The sequence below is a fragment of the Coleofasciculus sp. H7-1 genome, assembly GCF_057473865.1.
This window is the reverse complement of record NZ_JBYCCT010000068.1, coordinates 50,360-72,618: the sequence shown is the minus strand read 5'-3', so window position 1 is coordinate 72,618 and position 22,259 is coordinate 50,360. Positions and strand designations below refer to the sequence as shown.

At 48.9% G+C, this 22,259-nt stretch carries 17 protein-coding genes and 1 pseudogene; 7 read left to right on the top strand and 11 right to left on the bottom strand.

Features of this window, described 5'->3' with window-relative positions; genetic code table 11:
* Positions 1-118 precede the first annotated feature (118 nt).
* Positions 119-946: a bifunctional hydroxymethylpyrimidine kinase/phosphomethylpyrimidine kinase gene (gene thiD / locus AC2VDX_RS18815; RefSeq protein WP_378176853.1), complete on the bottom strand. Its 828-nt coding sequence runs from the start codon at positions 944-946 to the stop codon at positions 119-121.
* Between the two features lie 374 nt (positions 947-1,320).
* Between thiD and AC2VDX_RS18810 the strand changes: the two genes are divergently transcribed.
* Positions 1,321-1,725: a hypothetical protein gene (locus tag AC2VDX_RS18810; protein ID WP_378176851.1), complete on the top strand. Its 405-nt coding sequence runs from the start codon at positions 1,321-1,323 to the stop codon at positions 1,723-1,725.
* 92 nt (positions 1,726-1,817) lie between these two features.
* On the opposite strand, the gene ftsZ is transcribed toward AC2VDX_RS18810, so the two are convergent.
* Both ftsZ and AC2VDX_RS18800 read right to left on the bottom strand, forming a co-directional pair.
* Positions 1,818-3,095 carry a cell division protein FtsZ gene (gene ftsZ, locus AC2VDX_RS18805; protein WP_378177190.1) on the bottom strand — a complete coding sequence of 426 codons (1,278 nt, stop codon included), beginning with the start codon at positions 3,093-3,095 and terminating at the stop codon, positions 1,818-1,820.
* 254 nt (positions 3,096-3,349) lie between these two features.
* Positions 3,350-4,222 (bottom strand): cell division protein FtsQ/DivIB, encoded by an 873-nt coding sequence (locus AC2VDX_RS18800; protein ID WP_378176849.1) that lies wholly within the window; start codon positions 4,220-4,222, stop codon positions 3,350-3,352.
* Positions 4,223-4,891: 669 nt separating this feature from the next.
* Between AC2VDX_RS18800 and AC2VDX_RS18795 the strand changes: the two genes are divergently transcribed.
* The 3 genes from AC2VDX_RS18795 to murD all read left to right on the top strand — a co-directional run bounded on the left by AC2VDX_RS18795 (position 4,892) and on the right by murD (position 10,229).
* Positions 4,892-6,229 carry a P-loop NTPase fold protein gene (locus AC2VDX_RS18795; RefSeq protein ID WP_378176847.1) on the top strand — a complete coding sequence of 446 codons (1,338 nt, stop codon included), beginning with the start codon at positions 4,892-4,894 and terminating at the stop codon, positions 6,227-6,229.
* Between the two features lie 222 nt (positions 6,230-6,451).
* Entirely contained in the window at positions 6,452-8,602 is a 2,151-nt protein-coding gene (gene glyS, locus AC2VDX_RS18790; protein ID WP_378176845.1) for a glycine--tRNA ligase subunit beta, read from the top strand.
* A 262-nt stretch (positions 8,603-8,864) separates the two neighbouring features.
* Positions 8,865-10,229: a UDP-N-acetylmuramoyl-L-alanine--D-glutamate ligase gene (murD, locus tag AC2VDX_RS18785; protein WP_378176843.1), complete on the top strand. Its 1,365-nt coding sequence runs from the start codon at positions 8,865-8,867 to the stop codon at positions 10,227-10,229.
* A gap of 24 nt (positions 10,230-10,253) precedes the next feature.
* Here murD and AC2VDX_RS18780 read toward each other — a convergent pair.
* From AC2VDX_RS18780 to AC2VDX_RS18755, 6 genes and pseudogenes are all read right to left on the bottom strand, one after another.
* Positions 10,254-10,508 (bottom strand): annotated as a pseudogene (locus AC2VDX_RS18780) (DUF1830 domain-containing protein); the annotation flags it as partial.
* Positions 10,492-11,013: a pentapeptide repeat-containing protein gene (locus tag AC2VDX_RS18775; protein WP_378177188.1), complete on the bottom strand. Its 522-nt coding sequence runs from the start codon at positions 11,011-11,013 to the stop codon at positions 10,492-10,494. The pseudogene AC2VDX_RS18780 and the gene AC2VDX_RS18775, both read right to left, overlap by 17 nt.
* Before the next feature lie 95 nt (positions 11,014-11,108).
* Complete coding sequence (locus AC2VDX_RS18770) at positions 11,109-11,459, bottom strand: hypothetical protein (RefSeq protein ID WP_378176841.1); 351 nt, start codon at positions 11,457-11,459, stop codon at positions 11,109-11,111.
* Positions 11,460-11,933: 474 nt separating this feature from the next.
* Positions 11,934-12,500: a winged helix-turn-helix domain-containing protein gene (locus tag AC2VDX_RS18765; protein ID WP_378176837.1), complete on the bottom strand. Its 567-nt coding sequence runs from the start codon at positions 12,498-12,500 to the stop codon at positions 11,934-11,936.
* Positions 12,501-12,707: 207 nt separating this feature from the next.
* On the bottom strand, positions 12,708-13,391 hold the full coding sequence (locus tag AC2VDX_RS18760; protein ID WP_378176835.1) for a response regulator transcription factor: 684 nt from the start codon (positions 13,389-13,391) through the stop codon (positions 12,708-12,710).
* Between the two features lie 136 nt (positions 13,392-13,527).
* Entirely contained in the window at positions 13,528-14,595 is a 1,068-nt protein-coding gene (locus AC2VDX_RS18755) for a M28 family peptidase (protein ID WP_378176833.1), read from the bottom strand.
* Between the two features lie 132 nt (positions 14,596-14,727).
* On the opposite strand from AC2VDX_RS18755, the gene AC2VDX_RS18750 reads away from it, so the two are divergent.
* Positions 14,728-15,996 carry an urease accessory protein UreH domain-containing protein gene (locus tag AC2VDX_RS18750; protein ID WP_378176831.1) on the top strand — a complete coding sequence of 423 codons (1,269 nt, stop codon included), beginning with the start codon at positions 14,728-14,730 and terminating at the stop codon, positions 15,994-15,996.
* A 277-nt stretch (positions 15,997-16,273) separates the two neighbouring features.
* Positions 16,274-17,029: a hypothetical protein gene (locus AC2VDX_RS18745; protein ID WP_378176829.1), complete on the top strand. Its 756-nt coding sequence runs from the start codon at positions 16,274-16,276 to the stop codon at positions 17,027-17,029.
* Between the two features lie 224 nt (positions 17,030-17,253).
* Here AC2VDX_RS18745 and AC2VDX_RS18740 read toward each other — a convergent pair whose 3' ends face one another.
* Both AC2VDX_RS18740 and smc read right to left on the bottom strand, forming a co-directional pair.
* On the bottom strand, positions 17,254-18,240 hold the full coding sequence (locus AC2VDX_RS18740) for a PRC-barrel domain-containing protein (RefSeq protein WP_378176827.1): 987 nt from the start codon (positions 18,238-18,240) through the stop codon (positions 17,254-17,256).
* Between the two features lie 52 nt (positions 18,241-18,292).
* The gene (smc, locus tag AC2VDX_RS18735) at positions 18,293-22,009 is read right to left on the bottom strand and encodes a chromosome segregation protein SMC (protein ID WP_378176825.1); all 3,717 of its coding nucleotides are present in this window, start codon (positions 22,007-22,009) and stop codon (positions 18,293-18,295) included.
* A gap of 84 nt (positions 22,010-22,093) precedes the next feature.
* On the opposite strand from smc, the gene AC2VDX_RS18730 reads away from it, so the two are divergent.
* The gene (locus tag AC2VDX_RS18730) at positions 22,094-22,234 is read left to right on the top strand and encodes a hypothetical protein (protein WP_378176823.1); all 141 of its coding nucleotides are present in this window, start codon (positions 22,094-22,096) and stop codon (positions 22,232-22,234) included.
* Positions 22,235-22,259: the final 25 nt, after the last annotated feature.

Here is a 22,259-nt window from a genome sequence, read left to right as displayed (position 1 = left end):
GAAAGTGAGGCGACTCTGACAGCCATTTTTTAACAAATTTGCTATTTAATCAACTAGGAATGTGCCTCAATCGATTTTTACGGTGTCAATGCTACAACCTTTTAATTCTCCGATTGTTTTAATTCTCCGATTGTAGGAGGGGAAAAAAATGTCCCACTGGCCCCTGACCCTTACCAATGGCTAAAGCGTATTTTAGAGCAGTGGTGACGTAATCTTTGGCTTTTTGAACCGCAGACCACCGATCTTTGCCTAGGGCTAGATTAGCAGCGATCGCGCTACTGAGCGTACACCCCGTGCCGTGAGTGTTCGTCGTATCTACGGTAGCGGTTTTCAAGGTTTCCAGATGCTGCCCATCAAACCAGATATCAATGCCGCGTAGATTCCCCTCCATGCCGCCGCCTTTCACTAATACAGCCGCACCACCTCCCAAATGATAAATCCGCTGGGCAGCAGCCCGCATATCATCCAATGTATGAATCGGCAACCCACTCAATAATTGAGCTTCGTAGCGGTTGGGCGTCACAATCGCTGCTTTGGGGATTAAGACATCCCGCAACGTTGCCACGGCGTCATTGTCAATCAGCAGGGCACCCGTGCGCGATACCATGACGGGATCGACCACTAAATTCTCTAGTTTGAAAGCTTCCACAGCTTGCGCTACAGCCGCAATAATCTCCCCATTGAGCAACATCCCCGTTTTAGCTGCTTGGACGCCAATATCCGTCACCACAGCCTCAATCTGGGCGACAATTGCTGCTGTCGGTAAAGCATCCACCCGCGTGACTCCCAGCGTATTCTGCGCCGTCACGCAAGTAATGGCACTGGTGCCGTGAACGCAGTGAAAGGCGAATGTCCGTAAATCAGCTTGAATGCCAGCACCGCCGCCGCTATCGGAACCGGCAATCGTTAGAGCAACAGGTACGCTTGATGAGTCTGTAATGGTCATAGTAATGGGGTATGGGGTATGGGGAATGGGGAATTAGTTAATACCAACAAACTAAGGACTACTAACAATTACCTATTACTCTAAATTTTGATGAAACTAACCTGAATTGACTTGAATAATTAGATTTTACAAATCGCTGCATATATGGTAATGCTCGATTCCCAATAAGCCGATTCGTTGGCAAATTATTGTAGTGCGGCTCTTCAGGAGCGGGTAGATTAGGGTTATGTGCCCAAAGACCTAATAGGGGGGCAGTATACGATGAGCTGCACTAATTTCCAGTTTAGGAGGAGAAATCAGTGCCAAGAGAGAGCGTGGATGTAGCGATCGCTCCCGTTATCAGTCAAGTCTTCCCACTCCTGGGATAGGTAATCATGAGGTCACAAGAAGCACTAGCTCTGGTAAAAATCTTGAGTAGTCCTCAGTCCTCAGTCCTCACTCCTCAGTCCTCACTCCTCAGTCCTCAGTCCTCACTCCTCAGTCCTCACTCCTCAGTCCTCAGTCCTCACTCCTCAGTCCTCACTCCTCAGTCCTCACTCCTCAGTCCTCAGTCCTCACTCCTCACTCCTCAGTCCTCAGTCCTCAGTCCTCACTCCTCACTCCTCACTCCTCAGTCCTCACTCCTCAGTCCTCACTCCTCACTCCTCAGTCCTCAGTCCTCAGTCCTCACTCCTCACTCCTCACTCCTCAGTCCTCACTCCTCAGTCCTCAGTCCTCACTCCTCAGTCCTCAGTCCTCAGTCCTCAGTCCTCAGCCGATCCGTTTCGTGGGAAGTTTAGAAGAATTTTGCACCCTGCTAACCAAGGCTGGATTACCCAGGTATCAATTAAAAATTAAAAAAGAAGTGTTCCATTTTTCATTTTTAATTCTTCTAGCGTTGCGGACGCCGTCTTTGGAGAAATTCCGGAATATCCAATCCTCCACCTTGTTGAGGTCTAGGCTCAAACGTGGGGGTAGAAGGAGGAACGGGTGACGGTGCAATGGGTCGCTGTGTCTGTCTGGAGGTGCGTGCCTCCCTCGCCGCCGGTGTAGACTGAGTTTCCCCGCTAAATCCAGTCGCAATGACGGTAATTCTCACCTCACCTTGCATTCGGTCATCAATCACTGCCCCAAAAATGATATTCGCATTCGGATCGACCACTTCATAGATGGTTTCGGCTGCGGCATTCACTTCGTGCAGCGTCAGGTCGCTACCGCCGGTAATGTTAAAGACGACACCTCTTGCTCCTTCAATCGAAGACTCTAGCAAAGGTGAGGAAATAGCTGCGACGGCGGCTTCTCTGGCTCTCGATTTCCCAGAACCAACGCCAATTCCCATCATTGCCGATCCCGCATCTGCCATCACGGCTCGGACATCGGCAAAGTCCACATTGACCAGTCCGGGAATCGTAATGATATCCGATATCCCTTGAACACCTTGACGCAGGATATCATCTGCTACGCGAAAGGCATCTTGAACTGGCATGGTTTCTGGAATCACTGCCAGCAGCTTATCGTTAGGGATGACGATCAGCGTATCTACCCGACCCTGCAAAGCGGCAATGCCTTCATCTGCCTGAGACGTGCGACGGCGTCCCTCAAAGGTGAAAGGACGAGTGACGACGCCTACCGTCAAGGCTCCCATTTCTTTGGCAACTTCTGCCACAATCGGTGCTGCACCCGTACCCGTACCGCCTCCCATCCCGGCGGTAATAAATACGAGGTCAGTATTTTCTAAGGCATGAGCGATCTCGTCGCGCGATTCTTCCGCTGCCTTTTGACCAATGGCAGGATTGCCCCCAGCACCTAAACCTCGCGTTAACTTCTGTCCCATTTGCAAGCGTTTAGCAGCAGAGGAGTGAGACAGCGACTGGGCATCGGTATTGATTGACCAAAACTCTACGCCACTGACATCACTGGCAATCATGCGGTTCACCGCATTGCCCCCACCCCCACCAACACCAATCACTTTAATTTTGGCGACGCTACCTAGCACGATGTTGTCACTCCTAGATTCTTCCCTGGGTGTTCCGTTGGCATCGTGATTATGGCCTAAATGTAACACGGCGTTATTAAAGGGATTTGCGCCGTCCACTGCGGGTGAACGACCTGCGTTCCCTGAGGCATTTGAGTTTTGGTGGGCAAGCCCTGGTTTACTATTGAGCGTCATTGCAATAGAAAGGGTCAATAAACAACTTTTTAGTTTAGGTAGCGATATGAGTCAACTATAGGGTAAGTTGACCCTTAAAACCAACGAGAGTCATAGTGCATTGACGTTCTTGAAGGTGACTGGCGTCAACTGTCTGAAGGCTGATACTGTTCGCAGGATGAAGGATGTTAGCGCGGCGCTTTCTTGGCAGGATGAAGGATGAATTTAGTCGAAAAGACGCCTTCTGCCTGAAGCCACTAGCGTTCCCTCTAAGCTTATAAGGTTTTGGTTTTTTTGGGAGGGTTGTCTTTTTTCATTTGAATTGCTGGGGCATCGGGGTTTTTGAGGTCAATATAGGCAATCTCGCTGGTGGAAAAATGTGCTGGCAAATCTCGCATTCGATCGAGGACGGTGAGCTGATAGGCAAACCGAGAAGTGTAAGCACCAAAATGTACCCATCCTTGCTCGGTTTTCAGAATTAAATTGGCTGGGTTTTGCCAATCAATCTCAAACACCTTGACCGGACTGCGGCTGACGGCTTGGTAAAGTGCCGACCAGTAGGGGCGATATTCATCCCGATAGCCAATGATTTTTAAGGTTGGCAAGGGGATGGTGCGCTCCAGCTCGGTGTAGCTTTCTAAGGGCATCCAGACGCCTTGTTCGTCCAACAATCCCACCAATACAGGCTGGAAGTGCGTTTTGCTGTTTGAGGAGTTTTGGCTGGAAGCAGGAGTGTGGCGCGTGTGCGTGCGGAGGGCGATCGCTACTGGCTGTCGTTCCTTGACTTGTACGGTTAGTCCTGGTGGCAACATTTGCCGGGTGACGGTGGCTTCCTTGATGGCAGGTTGTAATTCCAACTTTTCGGCGATGACTTGCGGCTGGAGCCGCAGCAAATACTGAGGGTAAGATAGGGGCAGCAGCGACCGAATCGCTTGGATTGAAAGCGTTTTATTGCCTTCAATCGCAATTTGATCGGGTTTGCGGATCACCCAGGCGGGTAAAGTCGTCACCCAAACTAAACCGCCTGCTAAACCGGCGACGAATAGCGATCGCCACATCGCTTGAAAAGATTTTATCCGTCGCTGGCGACGTAATTTTTGACGCCGTTGGCTCAATTCGGTTTGTGATACTGATGCGATGCTTGTCATCCTAACTTCTCAATCGGGAGTTTTTGGTGCTTGAGATAGACTGCACTCAACACAGCTTGGTTGTTGGTTCGCCGTAAGTTTAGGCGATGTCCCTATTTCACTTCAACGGAGCGGTTGGGGGATATGGCGCTACGCTCGCCAATCCGCTGACTAGAGAGCCAAAGTCACGATCTGTTGGCTCGGCAATTTCATCTGACAGGGCGCTGACAGAATCTTTTTCGCTCTTCAGCACGGCTGATCAGGAACTGTAGCGGGAAATTCTAACGTCTAAATATTAACGTGACAGCGTCATCATGCACTCTGCTTAGACTACAGAAAAAGAATTTGAGATTGGGGATCGCTGTTCGTCGCTAAAGTCTCGGCTTTTTCCATCGTGCGGCTTGAGAGTCGGCACGATTCGGCGACGATGAGCGCGAACAATACGACCTGGAATCGAAGAGCATCTGAGGCTCAAACTGAGGGCGATCGCGCCGTAGCAACAAAGTAGCCGGTGGTCATCCGATGGTCAGACGACGCAGGACAAGCAAACCTCTCAAATCTCCTCAATACCAGTATGTATCTGAGTGCAAGGGGGTGCGCCCCTCCAGTCCGACTGGGTCGATTTAGCGGAAGCTGTCTAGCAGTACAAAAAACAGTACAGGGATTGATCTGGATACTCAAGAGGTCGGCATGAAATTGGATTTGGAGAGATTTTATAAGGCTTGTAACCCCTCTAAGACACTAATCTTCTCTAGCGCGGAAGATCGTCCCTACTATATCGATTTCTCATCGGTGCGAGGTGGCAAAATCATTGAGGCGGTGGGGCGAACCATTTCTCGGATTTCACCCGACGATCCCACTAGCCAGTTATTTACCGGACACATCGGCTGTGGGAAGTCTACAGAGCTGTTTCGCTTGAAAGCCGAGTTGGAACAGCAGCAATTTCATGTGGTTTATTTCGAGTCCAGTCAAGAATTAGACATGGCGAATATCGATATCAGTGATATTTTGCTAGCGATCGCGCGTCAAGTCAGTGAAAGCCTGGAAGAAATTCAGATTCGACTCAAACCAAGTTACTTTTCCAATCTCTTCAACGAGATCAAAGACATCTTGCAAACTCCGATTGATGTTTCCGCTGAAGCCCAATTATCTGTCGGGATTGGCAAAATTACCGCCAAAACTAAAGATAGCCCCAAGCTGCGGGATCAGTTGCGGCAGTACCTAGAACCCCGCACCGAAGGCTTTTTAAAAGCGATCAATGAAGAAATCTTGAAACGGGCGAACGAAGAACTGAAGCGACGCGGTCAAAAAGGCTTGGTGGTGATTATCGATAACCTGGATCGGGTCGATCCTCGACCCATGCCTTCGGGAGCCACCCTGCCAGAATACCTGTTTATCGACCGGGGCGCACAGTTACGCCGCTTGAGTTGCCATGTAGTTTACACGATCCCCCTGTCCTTAATTTTCTCCAACGATTACGAAGCTTTGAAGAATCGTCTGGGGGGTGGGGTTGCTCCCAAGGTGTTGCCAATGGTGCCGGTGCGGAACCGCGATGGTCGTGATTGCGAGGCAGGAATGATGTTGCTGCGAAAGATGGTGATGGTACGAGCCTTCCCAGAAGCGAACGAACAGCAGCACCTGGAGCTAATGACCAAGGTTTTCGATGCTTCGGAAACGCTGGATCGGTTGTGCCGTGTTAGTGGTGGTCATGTGCGGAATTTACTGGGATTGCTTTACAGCTGTCTTCAGCAAGAAGATCCGCCCTTCTCGCGTGCCTGTTTAGAGAATGTGATCAAAGAATACCGCGATGATTTGGCGCTGGCGATTGACGACCAGGAGTGGGACTTATTGTTTCGGGTGGTGCAGCAGCAAAATGTGAAAGGCGATAAAGAATATCAGACGCTGCTCAGAAGTATGTTTGTCTTTGAATATCGGGATGAGCATGGACGCTGGTTTGGACTGAATCCGGCTTTGATGGAGACTCCAAAATTCAAGTCTTTAGTCGCTCTCCACCCCTTAGAAGCGTGATGCATTAATCTTGGATTAACGAAAGAGGTTAGGGGAGAGGTCAGTTTATCTGGGTACTGAGAAAGCGATCGCCTCCTATCCTTGATTACCTGTAGGGGCTTTTCGATTGCCGTGCCCCTACTCGACATTGTTTTAGATGGAGCGTGCCCTAGATTCGCAGCGCGGTAAACTGTTTAAACTAGCTGGTAACAGCCAGCCCCTGATAGTTAAAGACAGTGTCCTATGAGTACATTCTTATTAGAACTCGGTACAGAAGAATTACCTGCAAGTTTTGTGAATGATGCGATCGCGCAATGGCTCAAGCGCATTCCTGCCAGTCTCGCTGAAAATAGCTTGGCTCACGAGGCGATTGAAGTTTATGGCACACCTAGACGCCTCGCAGTGCTGATTAAAGGGTTGCCCACTCAGCAACCGGATCGAGAAGAAGAAGTCAAAGGACCACCCGCGCAGGCGGCGTTTAAAGATGGACAACCAACGAAAGCGGCAGAGGGGTTTGCGCGGAAGCTGGGTGTGGAACTCAACGCTTTAGAAATTCGCCCCACCGATAAAGGCGATTTTGTCTTTGTCCGGCAAACCATCCCCGGACGCCCAACTGCTGAAATTCTCACCCAGTTGGTTTCCCAGTGGATTTTTGGATTAGAAGGCAAGCGGTTGATGCGCTGGGGCGATGGGGAAATCAAGTTTCCGCGACCGATTGAGTGGTTGGTGGCTTTATTAAATGATGCCGTACTGCCAATTGAGTTAGTCAATGGTTCCGAGACGATTAAGAGCGATCGCATTACCCGCGCTCATCGGGTTTTGCATCCCGAAACTGTGACGATTTCTCAGGCAGATGATTATGTCAATTGTCTGCGTTCTGCTTCGGTGGAAGTAAATCCAGAATCGCGTCAAATCAAAATTCAAGAACAAGTCCAGGCTGCGGCTCAACAAATGGGTGGTTACACCGAAATCTACCCGGATTTGTTGCAAGAAGTCACTCATTTAGTGGAATTTCCTACAGCAGTTGTCGGGAAATTTGATTCCGAATTCTTGAGCCTCCCTACTGAGGTGATTACTACGGTTATGGTAACTCACCAGCGTTATTTTCCAGTTTTTAAAGCTGAACAATCCCAAGAATTACTTCCGTATTTTATCACAATTTCTAATGGCGATCCGGCTAAGTCAGACATCATCGCTGAAGGAAACGCACGGGTAATTCGGGCACGATTAGCGGATGGTCAGTATTTCTACAAAGCTGACTTGTCCCAATCTTTAGAAAACTATTTACCCCAACTGGAAAAAGTAACCTTTCAAGAAGCTTTAGGGTCAGTTCGTGAAAAAGTAGAACGACTGGTTAAAATTGCTGGTCACATTACTGAGCAACTGCAATTAGGAGTGGATGAAAGGAACAACATCGAACGAGCTACTTTACTATGTAAAGCGGATCTCGTGACTCAAATGGTGGGAGAATTCCCCGAATTGCAAGGCATCATGGGACAGAAATATGCCTTGGCAAGTGGCGAATCGGAGGCTGTGGCAACTGCAATTTTTGAGCATTATTTGCCGCGAGGTGCCGGGGATTCTTTACCCCAAACTATAGCGGGGCAAGTTGTCGCTTTGGCGGATAGGTTGGATACTTTGGTAAGTATCTTTGGGTTGGGAATGCTGCCGACAGGTTCTTCCGATCCCTTTGCTTTACGCCGTGCGGCGAATGCAGCGATTAATATCACTTGGGCAGCAGATTTACCGATTAATTTGTATCAATTGTTGCAAAAAATCGTGGCTGATTTTGTTGCCAAATATCCCAAGACAAAAGCGGAGGAATTAGTGCGGCAATTGCAGGAATTCTTCTTGCAACGCATCCGCAATCTCCTACAAGATGAGCGAAATACTGATTATGACTTGGTGAATGCAGTTCTGGGAGAAAACGATCCGGAGTATACAGAACGAGCGTTAAAAGATTTATTGGATGTACGCGATCGCGCTTTATTCCTCCAAACAATTCGCAATAATGGCAAGCTGAATGAAATCTACGAAACTGTCAACCGTTCGACTCGCTTAGCAGCACAAGGCGATTTAGATAAAGCCCAGTTGAACCCAGAGGCGGTGGTGCGTCCAGAACTATTCCAGAAAGCATCAGAACAAGCTTTTTATGATGCTTTAGTGCAGATAGTTCCACAAACTCAAGCATCTCAAGAACAGCGAAATTACCAGCTATTAGTGGATGGTTTGGCGCATATTGCTCCTACTGTTAGCAGTTTCTTTGATGGTGCTGAAAGTGTTTTGGTAATGGATGCCGATCCCAATATCAAGCGCAATCGTTTGAATATATTGGGGTTATTGCGGAATCATGCGCGGGTTTTAGCAGATTTTGGGGCAATTGTGAAGAGTTAGTAAGAAAGAGGTAGGTTGGGTTGAGGAACGAAACCCAACACTAAAATGGGTTTGATGGGTTACTCTTCGAGAAGGCTAAAGCCTTACGGCATGAACGCGCCTACGCTTATGCTCTACCCATCCTACAAATATTAGACCCATCTACTTAGCGCTATAGAGTGCGAAGGAAGAATCAGGAAGGAGGGAAATGAGTTTTTAAATACCGCGATCGCGGTATGATACAGGATTGCTAAACTAGGGACTTTGCACTGCTATTTAGTCTATGCCCATCGCTCATATTATCGGTTTGGGAAAATCGGGAATTGCCGCTGCACGGTTGTTAAAACGGGAAGGTTGGGAGGTGACGATTAGCGATCGCAACTCGTCCGAAAATCTCCGCCAAGATCAACAACAGCTTGCCAATGAGGGAATTACCGTGAAGTTGGGCTATTCCTTGGAACTCAACGGTTCCGATTTGCCCCAGCTGATTGTCGTCAGTCCCGGCGTTCCTTGGGATGCGCCGATATTAGGAGAAGCGAGGAAGCTGGGTATAGAGACAATTGGAGAAATAGAACTGGCTTGGCGACATCTCCAATCTTGTCCTTGGGTAGGCATTACTGGCACTAACGGCAAAACTACTACGACAGCTTTAGTTGCGGCGATTTTTCAAGCGGCTGGTTTCCATGCTCCCGCCTGCGGCAATATCGGCTATGCTGCTGGTGAGCTAGCGTTGGCAAAGCCTCCAGATTGGGTAATTGCCGAACTCAGCAGCTATCAAATCGAGTCTTCTGCTACAGTTGCACCCAAAATAGGGGTTTGGACAACCTTCACACCAGATCACCTCAGCCGTCATAAAACCCTAGAAAACTACTACAACATTAAGGCACAGCTACTGAGTCAGTCTCAGCAGCAAGTGTTGAATGGAGACGATCTGGAACTGCGAAAAACTGCACGCGATCGCTTTCCCAATGCTTACTGGACAAGTGTGAAAGGTAAAGCCGATCTGATTCGTGAAAAAGGTTTCTACATCGAAGACGGTTGGGTTGTAGAGACGCCAAATTTGGCATCTCTACCAGGTGAAAAGATTGTGCAAGCATCGGCGTTGCGGATGGTGGGAGAACACAATCTGCAAAATCTGCTGATGGCGGTAGCGGCGGCGAGACTGGCGGGAATTGAGAAAGAGGCGATCCAAGAAGCGATCGCTAATTTCCCCGGCGTTCCCCATCGCCTGGAACACATCCGCACGCTAGCAGGAATCGACTTCATCAACGACAGCAAAGCCACAAACTACGACGCCGCCCAAGTCGGATTAGCTTCCGTCAACAGTCCCGCGATTTTAATTGCTGGTGGTGAAGCCAAAGCGGGTGATGACACCAGTTGGCTAGAGACGATTCAAGCCAAAGCCACCGCCGTATTACTCATCGGTGACGCCGCATCTGCCTTTGCCAAGCGACTGCAACACGTTGGCTATTCCAGTTACGAAAGTGTGCAAACGATGGAGAAGGCTGTCCCCAGAGCGGCTGAATTAGCTCAAGCTCATCATGCTAAAGTTGTCTTACTTTCTCCTGCCTGTGCCAGTTTTGATCAATACCAAAACTTTGAGCAACGGGGCGACCATTTCCGCCAACTTTGCCTTGAGTTACTGTAGCAATTAAACAAGTTGAGCCGTCAATTCTTTAACATCTAGCTGATAGCAAGGGATTGTATCCGATAGAATTGCACTGACTATCATACTCGTATGAATTTGTAGCTGAGCATAAGGCAGCGCTTCAAACAAAAGGCGTTCTTTTGGAAAAACAACCCGTTCAAAGTACCAATTTGGGATATTCGCAATCCGAGCAATCTGAATTTTTCTGGTGGAATTAATATAACAGCAGAGAATTCTATCAGAACAATTGGAAGGTAAAGAATCAAGTATCTGAGTCATAACTATCTGTTTTTGTAAGGCTGAGGATTAATGAATATTGCTTGGTCTGGGAACTCCTATCAATTTTGTTGATAGCCCGTTGATTGATTAAGTTGTCAGTTAATCGGTTAAAAATTTTCTCATCAGGCATTTTTGCCCCAGCCAAATTTGCGCCATTCAAGTCTACTCCAATTAGAATAGCTCCCAGCAAATTTGCTCCAGTCAAGTTGGCTCGATTTAGTTTCGTCCCCCTTAAATTGGCATTACAGAGATTTGCTTGATTCAAATGTGCCCGACTCAAATCTGCCAAAGTTAGGTTGGCGTCAGTTAAGTTTGCCTCACATAAATTCGCCCCCATTAAATTTGCCGCAATCAGGTTTGCCTCACTCAAATCTGCTGCACGCAGGTTAACTCCTTTTAGGTTTGCCCCGATCAACTTGGCTCGATGAAAATTCCTCTTCCCGGCTGCATATTGCTTGAGAAGTTCATCAACATCCATAATCCTTAACCCACTTATAAGTTGCACCAAAAAAAAGCTCCTCAAAAACCACAACAACATTCACTTTTTAGTTGAAAATCGAAGCAGAATTGGCTCTAAAATTTACAACCTTCGGCTGTTATTTATAATTTGCTGTTGCAGTCATTTCTTCCCAGGAGAGACGTTGAGGGAGAGGTCTGTCGGGTCAAGTCTTGGCTTAAGTGGGTAGGTGATTGTTTTACATCAAGATTAAACTGAGCAACAGTCATTTTGTTGTATTCGTCCTGCATAAATTCATACAGCATCCAAAACCATTTATCTCGATATGGCGTCCCTTGAGGACATTCTGAAGCCATTTTAAAGGAATCTCTCATTGATACTAGAAACCCATATTTATTTACGTCTTCTTCCTGTAGACACTTCCTCCGCCAATAGCTTGTAAGAGTATCTAAAGTAGCTTCGTTAAGCAGATAAATCTCTTTGTTTTGACTCATATTGAATTTTTCAACAGAATTTGTTGTCCTGAATAAACTGCTTTGAATAATCTCCGAAAATTAACTAATTAGATAGATGAAGAAGCAGCATAGCAGATGCTTTTTTAGTTGGAGATTGTTCGCTTAACGTTGGTTACAGTAACTTCTTTCTATCTGTCGTAGTTGTAACCCTGACTTAACTTTTGCAAGAGTTTTTAGATTTGGCATTTCCTGGTAGCAATGACTACAAAACCAGTAAACTTTCCCCAAACCAATATGGCGGACTAAGGAGTGAGAACAGCAAGGACAAAAAGACATATTTATTTCCTATTGAAGCTCTTTTGGGCAAGTTAAAACGAAAAGGTGAAAAAAATGGGAAGAAGTAAAGTTGGATGTTCAAACTCTATTTCTGTAAAATAACACCCAAAAGTGAAGAAGTCGGGAAGAAGTAAAGTTCAATTTAATTAACGTAACAATTCTTAATGACAGAGGATCCTATTGGAGGCGATAACCTACGCCATAAACGGTTTCAATCAAATCAGCGGGAGCGCCTGATGCTTGCAGTTTCCGCCGTAAATGCTTAATGTGAGCCTTGACTGTCTCTTCTTGAGGTGTCTCTTCAGGCTGCCAAAGGCGTTTGAGAATCTCATCTCGCCTCAATATGCAGCGACCCTTTTGCAGGAACAGTTCTAGTAAGCCACACTCTTTGGCGGTCAAATCTAGAGGTTGAGCGGCATAGGTGGCTTCAAAGGTAGCCGGATTGAAGCGCAAGTCTCCCCACTTCAACACCGACTGCAAAGCCGAACCCTCTGAGTACATTAATGTCTTGGTAGAAGCTAATAGCTTTGTCAGTTTTTCTCGCTCTTGTCTGAGTTTGATTAGGCTATCTTGTTGGGTTTTTAGGAGTTTTTCTTGTCTGATTAGAGCTTTTTGTTGAGCTTCCTGGTTTTTTTGCCTTATAAGTCGGTTTTTTTGGCTTGTTTTCTGTGCTTTTTGTTGTCTTACGCTATCTTTTGATTGATTGAGAGAGCTATCGGCATCGTTAATATTGAGAGAATTCATCTGTCTCCGGTGTAAAACGAAGCTACACTAGCTAAGTAGAAATTGGGTTATCTAGAAATTTGTAGACCTCAATCGCCGCGATCGCATAGACCTACTTTTTGACGTTAGACCCAAAAAGTGAAAATCTTGGGTAATTGTGTAATTTACGCGATCGCCGCTAGACTTCTCCATCCGGTTTGCGATCGCCATCGCTTCGCTTAGCGCTGCTTAAACTTGAGAGTACTGTTTCAGGCGATAGCCCAAACCGTAAACCGTTTCAATCAAATCAGTCGGGGCACCGAGGGCTTGCAATTTCTGCCGTAAACGCTTGATATGGGTCTTAATTGTTTCTTCTTGAGGGATTTCTTCAGCCGACCAAAGGCGATCGAGAATAGCACTCCGACTCCACACACGGCAACCATTTCGCACTAACAACTCTAGTAAGCGATACTCTTTTGCAGTCAGCGGCAGAAGATAACCGGCATAGGTGACTTCACAGGTAGCCGTATTACAGCACAAGCTTTCCCATTCAAGTACAGGCGGCACGGTTATAGTGCTTCGGCGCAGTAAAACACGGATGCGAGCTAATAACTCTTGCAGGTCAAAGGGGTAAACGACATAATCATCTGCGCCTGCATCTAGTACCATTACCTTCTTAGCAACGCTATCCTGGGTCGTCACAATTAGGATAGGTGTGCGATCGCCCATGCGCCGCATCTGTTGACAAAAGCTGATATTGTCCAACTTCAGCAAGGACAAATTTAAGATAATCAAGTCGTAGGGAAAAATTTGCGATCGCTCCCATCCTGTTTGACTATCGGGGGCAAAATCAACTACATAATTTTGGTCAACAAGCGCTTGTTTCAGGGTTTTAGCAAGGTATTGCTCGTCTTCCACTAGCAGAATTCTCATTAAGAGCTTCACTTAAAAGTGAAAAACTAGGGAAAAAGCCGGGGATTTCTCTAGAGTATCACTGACGAGTTTGTTAAAGCATCCATCTTTAGCACAAGATGAAAAGAATGTCAATAATCTTGGACAAAATTGCCAGTTATTGCCGAAAATTGTAGCCAGATGATTGTGAGGAGGTGGATGGATCGGATTCCAGGCGATCGCTCTCCAACAGTTGAGTTGTGGCGATCGCAACGATCTGGGCGACTCCTTGAAAGAACGGTCGATCCAGAGTGGTGGGCGTATCGCTGGGCTGATGGTAGTGAGGGGTACGCAGATTCGCCGTATCGGTCAACAGTACTGCACCCACTCCCCGATACCAGAACGGCGCATGATCGCTACGCAACACATCGGGGGTCATGATGCCTTTTAAAGGTACGGGTAGGGTGAGAACGGCAGGTAAGCCGGGTTGAGCGGACTTTTTAAAAGCGTCTAGCAGTGGCAAGTGTTCTGTGTCGCCGACGACCGCCAGAAAGTCGCCTTTATCGGTGGGTGGAGTGATGGGCAAACCAGAGGGAAGTTTCTGGCAGCCGGGGGTGTAGCAAGCATAGCCCACCATATCCATGACGATGACGCCGCGCAGGTTATCTAAATTCGTCTGCTTTGCTGCAAAGGCAAGACTGCCCCGGAGTCCCAATTCCTCTTGGTCAAAGAATGCCAATTGTAACGTCCGGGGAGTGGGGCGGGAACCGAAAAGACGAGCCATTTCCAGAATTACGGCAACGCCGCTGGCATTGTCATCGGCACCAGGAGAACCGAGAACGGTGTCGTAATGGGCTGCGATGAGAACGGTGCCTGCTTTCTTGTCGGTGCCTTGGCGAGTCGCAACGACGTTGACGCCGCCCTCGAAGGGTTGTAATTTGGGCGACCAACCCAATTTTTTGAGAGATTGGGTGAGATATTTGCGGGTGCGATCGCGTTCTGTCTTGGTGTAGCGCTGAAAGTTTAATGCTTTGACGTGCGCCATCAGCCGCTTTCCGTCTACATTCGGGGCGTTGACGGGTTTCTCAGACGCCACTGCCACGTCGAAATGCTGGACTGGAGGTGCTGGAGTGCTTTCTACCCGGCTTTCGATGACTGGCTGCGATCGCTGCTGGAAGAATTCATGGCTGCTGACGACGACGGCGATCGCTACCAGTGCTAACACCGAGACTATCCATTTCCTCATGTTTCTACCTAAAATTACGGTTTGTTTATCGCCGTCCCCCTTCCAGACCTAGAATAACGACTGAGGGAGTTGGGTCGATTCCAGCTTTCGACCGAACCAGCCGCTCTTCGAGGTTTCTAATAAACAAACACAATGTTGGATTTGTTGCTAGTTATGGCTCTGGGATTTTTGGGGAGTTTTGGTCACTGTGTGGGAATGTGTGGCCCTCTCACCGTAGCGTTTTCCCTTTCCCATCAGCAAAATACCGCCCCTAGCTGGCAGCAACAACTATATTTTCACGGGCTATTAAATTTGGGGCGGATCGTCAGTTATACCCTGACGGGTGTTGGACTGGGGGCGCTGGGTTCTCTATTAATTGCCGGAGGGCAGCTGGCGGGGATCGGGAGTGACTTGCGACGCGCGATCGCTATTTTCACCGGACTGATGCTGATCTGGTTTGGCTTGGCGCAGATTAAACCAGATTTCTTGCCTCGGTTCCCGATTTTACATCCCCTCAAGGAAGGCATCTGGCACAATCGTCTGAGCGCCGCAATGGTCAAGTTGTCGCTGAAATCGAGCCAGCCGCCGCCAAGAATGGCATCCGCAAGCGATCGCCCCTCCTTAACACCGGCTTTATTAGGGCTGGTTTGGGGTTTAATTCCCTGCGGATTCTTGTATGCGGCTCAACTCAAGGCAGCGGAAACTGGCAATCTCTGGATGGGGGCAGCAACTATGCTCGCTTTTGGGCTGGGAACGCTGCCGATGATGCTGGGCGTCGGAGTGTCGGCATCTAAATTAAGTGCTGACAAACGCAGCCAGTTGTTTCGGTTGGGCGGTTGGGTAACGCTGACCATTGGCATCCTCACCCTGATGCGAACCGGCGACACAATGGTAGATTACACGGGACACGCGGCGTTACTTTGTTTGATGCTGGCGCTGATTGCCCGCCCGATTAGCCGCTTCTGGTCACAATTGTTACATTACCGCCGCGCCTTGGGAGTGGGAGCTTATGTGTTGTCCCTTGCCCACACCTTACATATGGTAGAGCATACGCTGAACTGGAATTTCAACGCGGTGTTTTTTATGTTGCCGGTGCATCAATGGGGGATGGGCGCGGGAGCGATCGCATTGGCATTAATGACTCCAGCGGCAATCACCAGTTTTGACCGGATACAGAAATCTTTAGGCAAACGCTGGCGACAGCTTCATCTGCTGGGCATTCCAGCGTTTCTCCTGTGTGTGATTCATGCGGTGCTAATCGGTTCCCATTACCTCGGTACTTTAGAGGGGACTTGGGCGAATCAGCTTGCTGTTGTGCTAGTGGGAATGGTGGCGTTGGGTGTATTACTGGTGCGAGTTCGCTGGATTTGGTCACTGTTTTCACTTGAAAAATTATATGTCCCTCCTCCCCAGTCTCGGTAAAAGTCTCAGAAGATCCCCCGTGGATAAGATACCGTTGGCGGATTTTAAAAACCTAATCCCGCAATCCCCTTCCCTCGCCTACGGTGTACACACAAGTCTTTTTGAACTTGCCAGTCCCGTTTTGATCCCCCCAACCCCCGCGCTAACGCGCCGCTATAGCGCGTTAGCGCATGGCTTCGCTAACGCTAGAAAAAAGGGGGGAAATCAAGTCAAAGTCCCCTTTTTTAAGGGGGATTTAGGGGGATCGATCAACGTTTTGCCACTTAACCAAAGATGTGTGTACACGGTAGATCCCCTCGCAGGGAAGGGAGAAAACGTAGAGACGCGATTAATCGCGTCTCTACACAGTCGAGGAGGAGTTAGGGAGGGGTCAAACTCCTTACAAATTGACCAACCGTATCTTAATCAGAAGGGTTGGGGGAATCGCGGGTATTTGTTGCAGACAATCGGTGAAACGGTGTTATTCCTGACACTACTGGTTACACCCGCTGCTGCCCATAAGGTGCAGATTGCCGAAGATGTGGGCGGCACCCTGCACATCGAACCCAATGACAACCCCAAAGCTGGAGAAGCTTCTCTTACCTGGTTTGCACTCACTCGCCAAGGGGGTCAAGTCATCCCCTTGCAGCAGTGTAATTGCCAGTTAACCGTCTACTCTGAACCCCGCACCCCAAACGCCTCACCCGTCTTTTCACCCCCGCTCAAAGGCATTTCAACAGAAAGCTATCAAGGCATTCCGGGTGCCGAGATTGTCTTCCCCAAGCCGGGGACTTATCAGCTACAACTCAGTGGAACACCCGCATCGGGAGCGAATTTCCAGCCGTTTGAGCTGAAATTTCCTGTTACTGTGGCAGCAGGGACGGCGGTACCAAAAGCCAGTCAATCTAGCCAGCCATCTAGTCAGGAGCAAGTTCCTGCCAATAGCTTAGCTTCGGCTAGCGCAAACAGCTTCAAATCCGCTAGCGCGATGATCGCTTTGTTCGTAATTCTCGGACTGGGAATCGCTTGGCTTGTCTGGCGGCGAGGAAAGTGAAGACGCTGGGAGACATTTTGAGGCGATGTGCAATTTTCCCCAATGTAAAATCCCACCCGATGCTTCTTGTCTTAGAAGCATCGGTGGGACGGATGCGATCTATGGCGGTTTTCACTTGAGTGCATACAACTCGGAACCTCACCCCCAACCCCTCTCCGTAAACCGAGAGGGGGGAAGATTGAACTCCTCCCCGTGAACGGGTAGGGGGAGGGGTGGGGTTAAACTTAATAGGTGCCGTCTTCGTACTCTGGCGCTTTGGTTTTTTCAGGAATGTTTAGGCGGGGTGCTTTGTAAGGCTCTGGCTCCTCGGCATCGTCCCAAACATCTTTCTCTTCGTATTCGTCTTCTTCGTACTCCTCGTCGTCGTATGGCTCAGATTCCGCATCAGGTCGATCTTCATAGCGAACGCCCCGCGTTTCGGTTGTCGCCTCGCTCCAGTTATCCTCTTCGTCGTCTTCTTCGTAATAAATGGATTCGGCTTGGCGCTTGCGAATTGGCTCTGGTTCTGGTTCGTCCCACTCGTCCTCATCCCAGCGGTTTTCAACGACAGGGGTAGAAGTGCGAATTGGCGTTACTGTCGGGGTGCGAACGGGGATGCCAGTTCCCAGCTGCTTGTCCGATGCCACCGTCGGCTGGAAGTAAGCTTCCTCATCTTCCCGATCCCAAGGCGCTCTGCCAATGCCCAGACGCTCCAAAACGCCCACCGTTAGCTGAACCAGACGCTCTTCGGAGCCTTCAAATACAATTAATCTATTCGGACCACTGCTGACAATTTCCTCAATCGGCAGCTCATAGGTGCTAATCACCTGGTCGGGAATTTGCGGTAGCCCCAAAGATGCCACGATCAATGAGTAAACTTTGCCACTGTCAGGATCGAACTTGAAACTCCGGACTCTCCCTAGAAGTTCGCCCGTTTCCGTAATCACTTCGCTGTTGATCAGGGTGCTGTAGGCATCAATGTCGATATCTTCAATAACATTGTCATCTTCAACCAAGATCACATCGCCCATCTGACGGATGCTATTGAGGAGCATATACCGGGGCATTCCAGCAATCGAGAGCAGGTTGTCTCGCAAACCGAGCGCTACAACCTTGCGCTGATCGATGTCTACCAATAGCTCCTTGACAACACCCACGCGCTTACCAGTGTCGCGGGTGATGACTTGGGTATTTAAAATGTCGGAGCGTTGACGGATTTGTTCAGATGTCATTGGAGGCCGAATCCCGATCTCGAATCCTATTAGTTACTCATACTAATTCAAATCATACAGACTCTTTTTGAGACTGCAATTTTAGTCCCAAAACTTGGGTGTAAGCTCCTCGCGCCTGAGTGACGCCGATCGTGCGTTCAGATGACTCAATCATAGGGCGTCGGAGACTCACAACAATAAACTGCGCCTGCATCGCTTGTTGTTTAATCATTCTAGCTAATCGCTCTACGTTTGCCCCATCCAAAAACATATCGACTTCATCAAAAGCATAGAATGGCGAGGGACGGTAGTGTTGCAGGGCAAAGATGAAACTCAGGGCGGTGAGGGATTTTTCGCCGCCGGACATGGAAGCAAGCCGCTGTACGGGTTTGCCTTTGGGGTGTGCAACGAGGTTTAAACCTCCGGCGAAAGGATCTTCAGAATCGTCGAGTTGTAAGTAACCATCGCCATCGGAAAGTTCGGCAAATATTGACTGAAAGTTTTGATTGACTGCGTCGAAGGCTTCTTGGAAGGCGCGGCTTCGGAGGGTGGTGAAATTTTCAATTCGCAATAACAATTCGGTGCGTTCTGCTTCTAATGTTGCTACTTTCTGAGTGAGTTCCTCCAATCGTGTGGTGGTACGTTCGTATTCTTCTAACGCCAGCATATTGACGGGTTCCATTGCTTGCAGGCGTTTGGCGATCGCGCGCATTTCTTTTTGCAATTGTTCGAGTTGAGCCGTTAACGAGTCAAAGGCGATCGCTTCTGTCTCAGTAGAACCAGGATTGACAAGCATTGGCACTTCTGGTACCGGATCGGGTAATTCCGCCTGTTGTGCTTCTAGCTGCGGTTGCACGGTGGCTAAGGCTTCCCGGTGCTGTTGTTGGGTTTCTTGGAGTTTTTGCAGTTGCCATTCCAGCTGCTGTTGGGAAAGATGACGCGATCGCAGTTCTTGTTCTGAGCGATCGCGTTGTTGTTTAATTTCCCCTAATCTCTCTTCTTGCTGTTTTAATGCAGCTTGCGTTTGGGCAATTTGAGTGCTGAGTGCTAAGTGCTGAGTGCTGAGTGCTGTTAACTGATTTTGTTGCTCTATCTGTTGTGTGCGATACTCTTGCAAGCGCTGTTGAGATTCTTGGATTTTTTCTTGCGATCGCTGTTGCTGATTTTCCAAATCTTTTAATCTTTGCTCGGCAACACGAAGCGCTTTTTCCCGTTCTTGCAGCTGTTGTTCGCCGGTTTTAATCGTCGCCTGAATTTGTTGCCATTCGCTAGAAGTTTGGGATTGTTCTAATTCTGCTAAAGCTTGCCGCAATTGTTGCAGTTGTGCTTCCTGCGCCGGTAATTCGGCATCGAGAGAGGCTAAGCGAGACTCAGCGGTGTTAAATTCTTGGGTATTTTTAGAAAGAAGCGATCGCGCTTGTTCCGCTTGGGCAATTAAATTCTTAATTTCTTTGTGCAACTGTTCGCATTGCAGTTCTTGTTCCCGCCGTTTCGCCTTCGCCTCCGTCAATTCTTGACTCAGATGCTTTGCTTTTGCGGTCAGAGAATTGATAATCTCACCACAACGCTCTAAAATTCGCTCAATCTCTTGCAAGCGATTTCTTAACGCTGCTGCTTCCGCTGATTCTGCCGCGTCAGCCGTCCCAAAATGCAGCCCGGAACGTTGATTGCTACTGCCACCCGTCATCGCACCGCTGCTTTCCAACAGTTCCCCATCCAGGGTGACGATCCGATGCTGCCCCAAGTGACGACGCGCATCATTGAGCGTTTCAAAGATAACGGTGCTGCCGAAGACGTAGGCGAAGATATCCCGATACCGAGCCTCACAGTCAATCAAATTCACCGCATAGTCAATAAATCCATTGGCATAACTCAGGGCTACGGTTTGGGAAAATCGCGGCGGCTGAATTTTATTCAGGGGTAAGAAGGTGATCCGCCCTGCCCGTTTTTGTTTCAGCAGTTCGATTCCTGCCGCTGCCACGCCATCATCTTCTACCACCAGATTTCCCAGACGCCCACCAGCAGCGGTTTCCAGTGCCAGCTGATAGCGGGGTTCCACGCGCCCTAGCTGGGCAACTAAGCCGCAAACGCCGGGTAATCCAGATTGCAGAATCACTTTGGTGGCGAAGGTGCCTTGCGCTTCTTGCTCGGCTTGGGCTTGAGCTTCGAGTTTATCCAGTTGGCGCTGTTTGTCCCGTTGCTCTTGCAGCAGTCGCTTCTGAGTCTCTTGCTGGATTTGCAGTTCGTGTTCGGCGGCTGCCAGAGATTGCTCTAAGGATGCGATTTCTTGGGCATAATCATTGAGTTGTATTTCAAAATCAGCCAATCGAGACTGTTTTGTGGTATTATCTGGCTCAATTGTTTGTAAAAGCTGGCTTTGCTCCTCAATTTGCCGCCCCAAGTTGGCATAACGTTCTCTCAGTTGCGCTTGCTCTGTCCGTTGCGGTTCAACGGTTTGCAGTAAAGTTTCGATTTGGCGGTTGAAGAGCGTTTGTTGCTGTACCCAAGCTTCCGAGGCGGCTGCGATCGCGCTGGCGGCTTCCCGTCTCTGCTCTAAAACTTGCTGCGCTTCATCCCGTGCGGCGCGTAGAGAGGCGAGCGATCGCGTCTCTACATCGTTCTCCTCACTCAGATGTTGCAGCGTTTGCTGGTGTTGTTGAAAACTTCGCTCCTCTTGTTCTATACTCGCTGTAGTATTCTGAGCCGCTGTTTCTAACTCGCGCTGCTGGCGTTGAGACGCACGCCGTTCCGCTTCCTGAGTCGCAAGCACCGATTGCAAAGCTAGGAGTTCTTCTTCCCCCAAAGCTTTCACACGGGCATTCAGTTGGTCAAGTTCTGCCGTTGTTTGCTGGATTTGAGCGTTGAGGGCAGTCAGTTGGGTGGTTAACTCAACGGAAGTGCGATCGCCTGCTGCGATTTGCTCCTTGAGGCGTTGCTCTTGTTGTTGAAGACTTCGCCATTTCAGCACAGCTTCCCACTGTTCTTTCTGCTGAAGTTCTGCCCGAAGCTTTTGGTATTTTTCAGCTTTGATGCGATCTTGAGATAAGCGATCGCGTTGGGCAACCAGTTCCGCCTCCACAATGCGACAGCTATCTTCCCGTTCCTTAACTGAATCTAGCGTCTCCTTCGCCTGCACAATTTTCCGATCGAACGTCGCCACTCCAGCCAATTCATCAATAATTTCCCGCCGTTCTCGCGGGTTCATAGAAATAATCCCGGTGACATCCCCTTGCAGCACCACGTTGTAGCCTTCTGGATAAATCCGCAGGCGGTTCATTTGTTCGTGAAGTTCCGTGAGGTTGCAGGATGCGCCGTTGATGTAGTAATTCGACGTGTACGTGCCTTGCTGAGTGACTCGCAGCTTCCGCGTCACACTCCATTCTGAGTTATCATTTCTCCCTCCCTTTTTAAGGGGGGGTAGGGGGGGATCGTCATCCCCATTTTTAAGAGGGGGCTGGGGGGGATCGTCAAGATTTCCTCCTTGCCCATTCTGCGTTTCCTCCTCCTCTGAGAAGGCATCCGGTACATCCGACAAATCAAACGTCACCGTAACGCTAGCTTCCACCGTGCCGCGATGGGTTTGGTTGTGATTCACCAAATCTGGCAAGCGTTCCGCCCGCATTCCCTTGGAACTGGCGAGTCCGAGGCAAAACAGCAGCGCATCAAGGATATTCGACTTCCCCGAACCATTGGGGCCAGAAACCACGGTAAACCCCGGCAGCAACGGAATTGAGGTGGTGCCGCCGAAGGATTTGAAGTTACTGAGTTCCACTCGCTTGACATAGACCATAGGCGCTGGTCAATTAGGCTGTTCAGGTAGGTACAAGTGTATCAGTGTAATGATTCTCAACAGGTTAGCACGGGGAATCGGTGGATGAAAGATGATCGAACCGCAGAGGGCGCAGAGAACGCAGAGGAAGGGAGTAGCGGCGAATTTGGTTGTCTGGGTATAGTGCGATTATGCCCAGATCGAGGTGGCGATCGCTTCATTCACGATTTACTGCGCGTTTCATAGCGTGTAGCGAAATATTTCATCCCAA

Excerpts from the sequence above, each read along its gene's own strand:
- AC2VDX_RS18765 (WP_378176837.1), bottom strand. The coding sequence starts at position 12,500 with ATGAATTCTCTCAATATTAACGATGCCGATAGCTCTCTCAATCAATCA.
- AC2VDX_RS18755 (WP_378176833.1), bottom strand. The coding sequence starts at position 14,595 with ATGAGGAAATGGATAGTCTCGGTGTTAGCACTGGTAGCGATCGCCGTC.
- AC2VDX_RS18770 (WP_378176841.1), bottom strand. The coding sequence starts at position 11,459 with ATGAGTCAAAACAAAGAGATTTATCTGCTTAACGAAGCTACTTTAGAT.
- thiD (WP_378176853.1), bottom strand. The coding sequence starts at position 946 with ATGACCATTACAGACTCATCAAGCGTACCTGTTGCTCTAACGATTGCC.
- ftsZ (WP_378177190.1), bottom strand. The coding sequence starts at position 3,095 with ATGACGCTCAATAGTAAACCAGGGCTTGCCCACCAAAACTCAAATGCC.
- AC2VDX_RS18730 (WP_378176823.1), top strand. The coding sequence starts at position 22,094 with ATGAAAGATGATCGAACCGCAGAGGGCGCAGAGAACGCAGAGGAAGGG.
- AC2VDX_RS18795 (WP_378176847.1), top strand. The coding sequence starts at position 4,892 with ATGAAATTGGATTTGGAGAGATTTTATAAGGCTTGTAACCCCTCTAAG.
- AC2VDX_RS18800 (WP_378176849.1), bottom strand. The coding sequence starts at position 4,222 with ATGACAAGCATCGCATCAGTATCACAAACCGAATTGAGCCAACGGCGT.
- glyS (WP_378176845.1), top strand. The coding sequence starts at position 6,452 with ATGAGTACATTCTTATTAGAACTCGGTACAGAAGAATTACCTGCAAGT.
- murD (WP_378176843.1), top strand. The coding sequence starts at position 8,865 with ATGCCCATCGCTCATATTATCGGTTTGGGAAAATCGGGAATTGCCGCT.
- AC2VDX_RS18760 (WP_378176835.1), bottom strand. The coding sequence starts at position 13,391 with ATGAGAATTCTGCTAGTGGAAGACGAGCAATACCTTGCTAAAACCCTG.
- AC2VDX_RS18810 (WP_378176851.1), top strand. The coding sequence starts at position 1,321 with ATGAGGTCACAAGAAGCACTAGCTCTGGTAAAAATCTTGAGTAGTCCT.
- AC2VDX_RS18750 (WP_378176831.1), top strand. The coding sequence starts at position 14,728 with ATGTTGGATTTGTTGCTAGTTATGGCTCTGGGATTTTTGGGGAGTTTT.
- smc (WP_378176825.1), bottom strand. The coding sequence starts at position 22,009 with ATGGTCTATGTCAAGCGAGTGGAACTCAGTAACTTCAAATCCTTCGGC.
- AC2VDX_RS18740 (WP_378176827.1), bottom strand. The coding sequence starts at position 18,240 with ATGACATCTGAACAAATCCGTCAACGCTCCGACATTTTAAATACCCAA.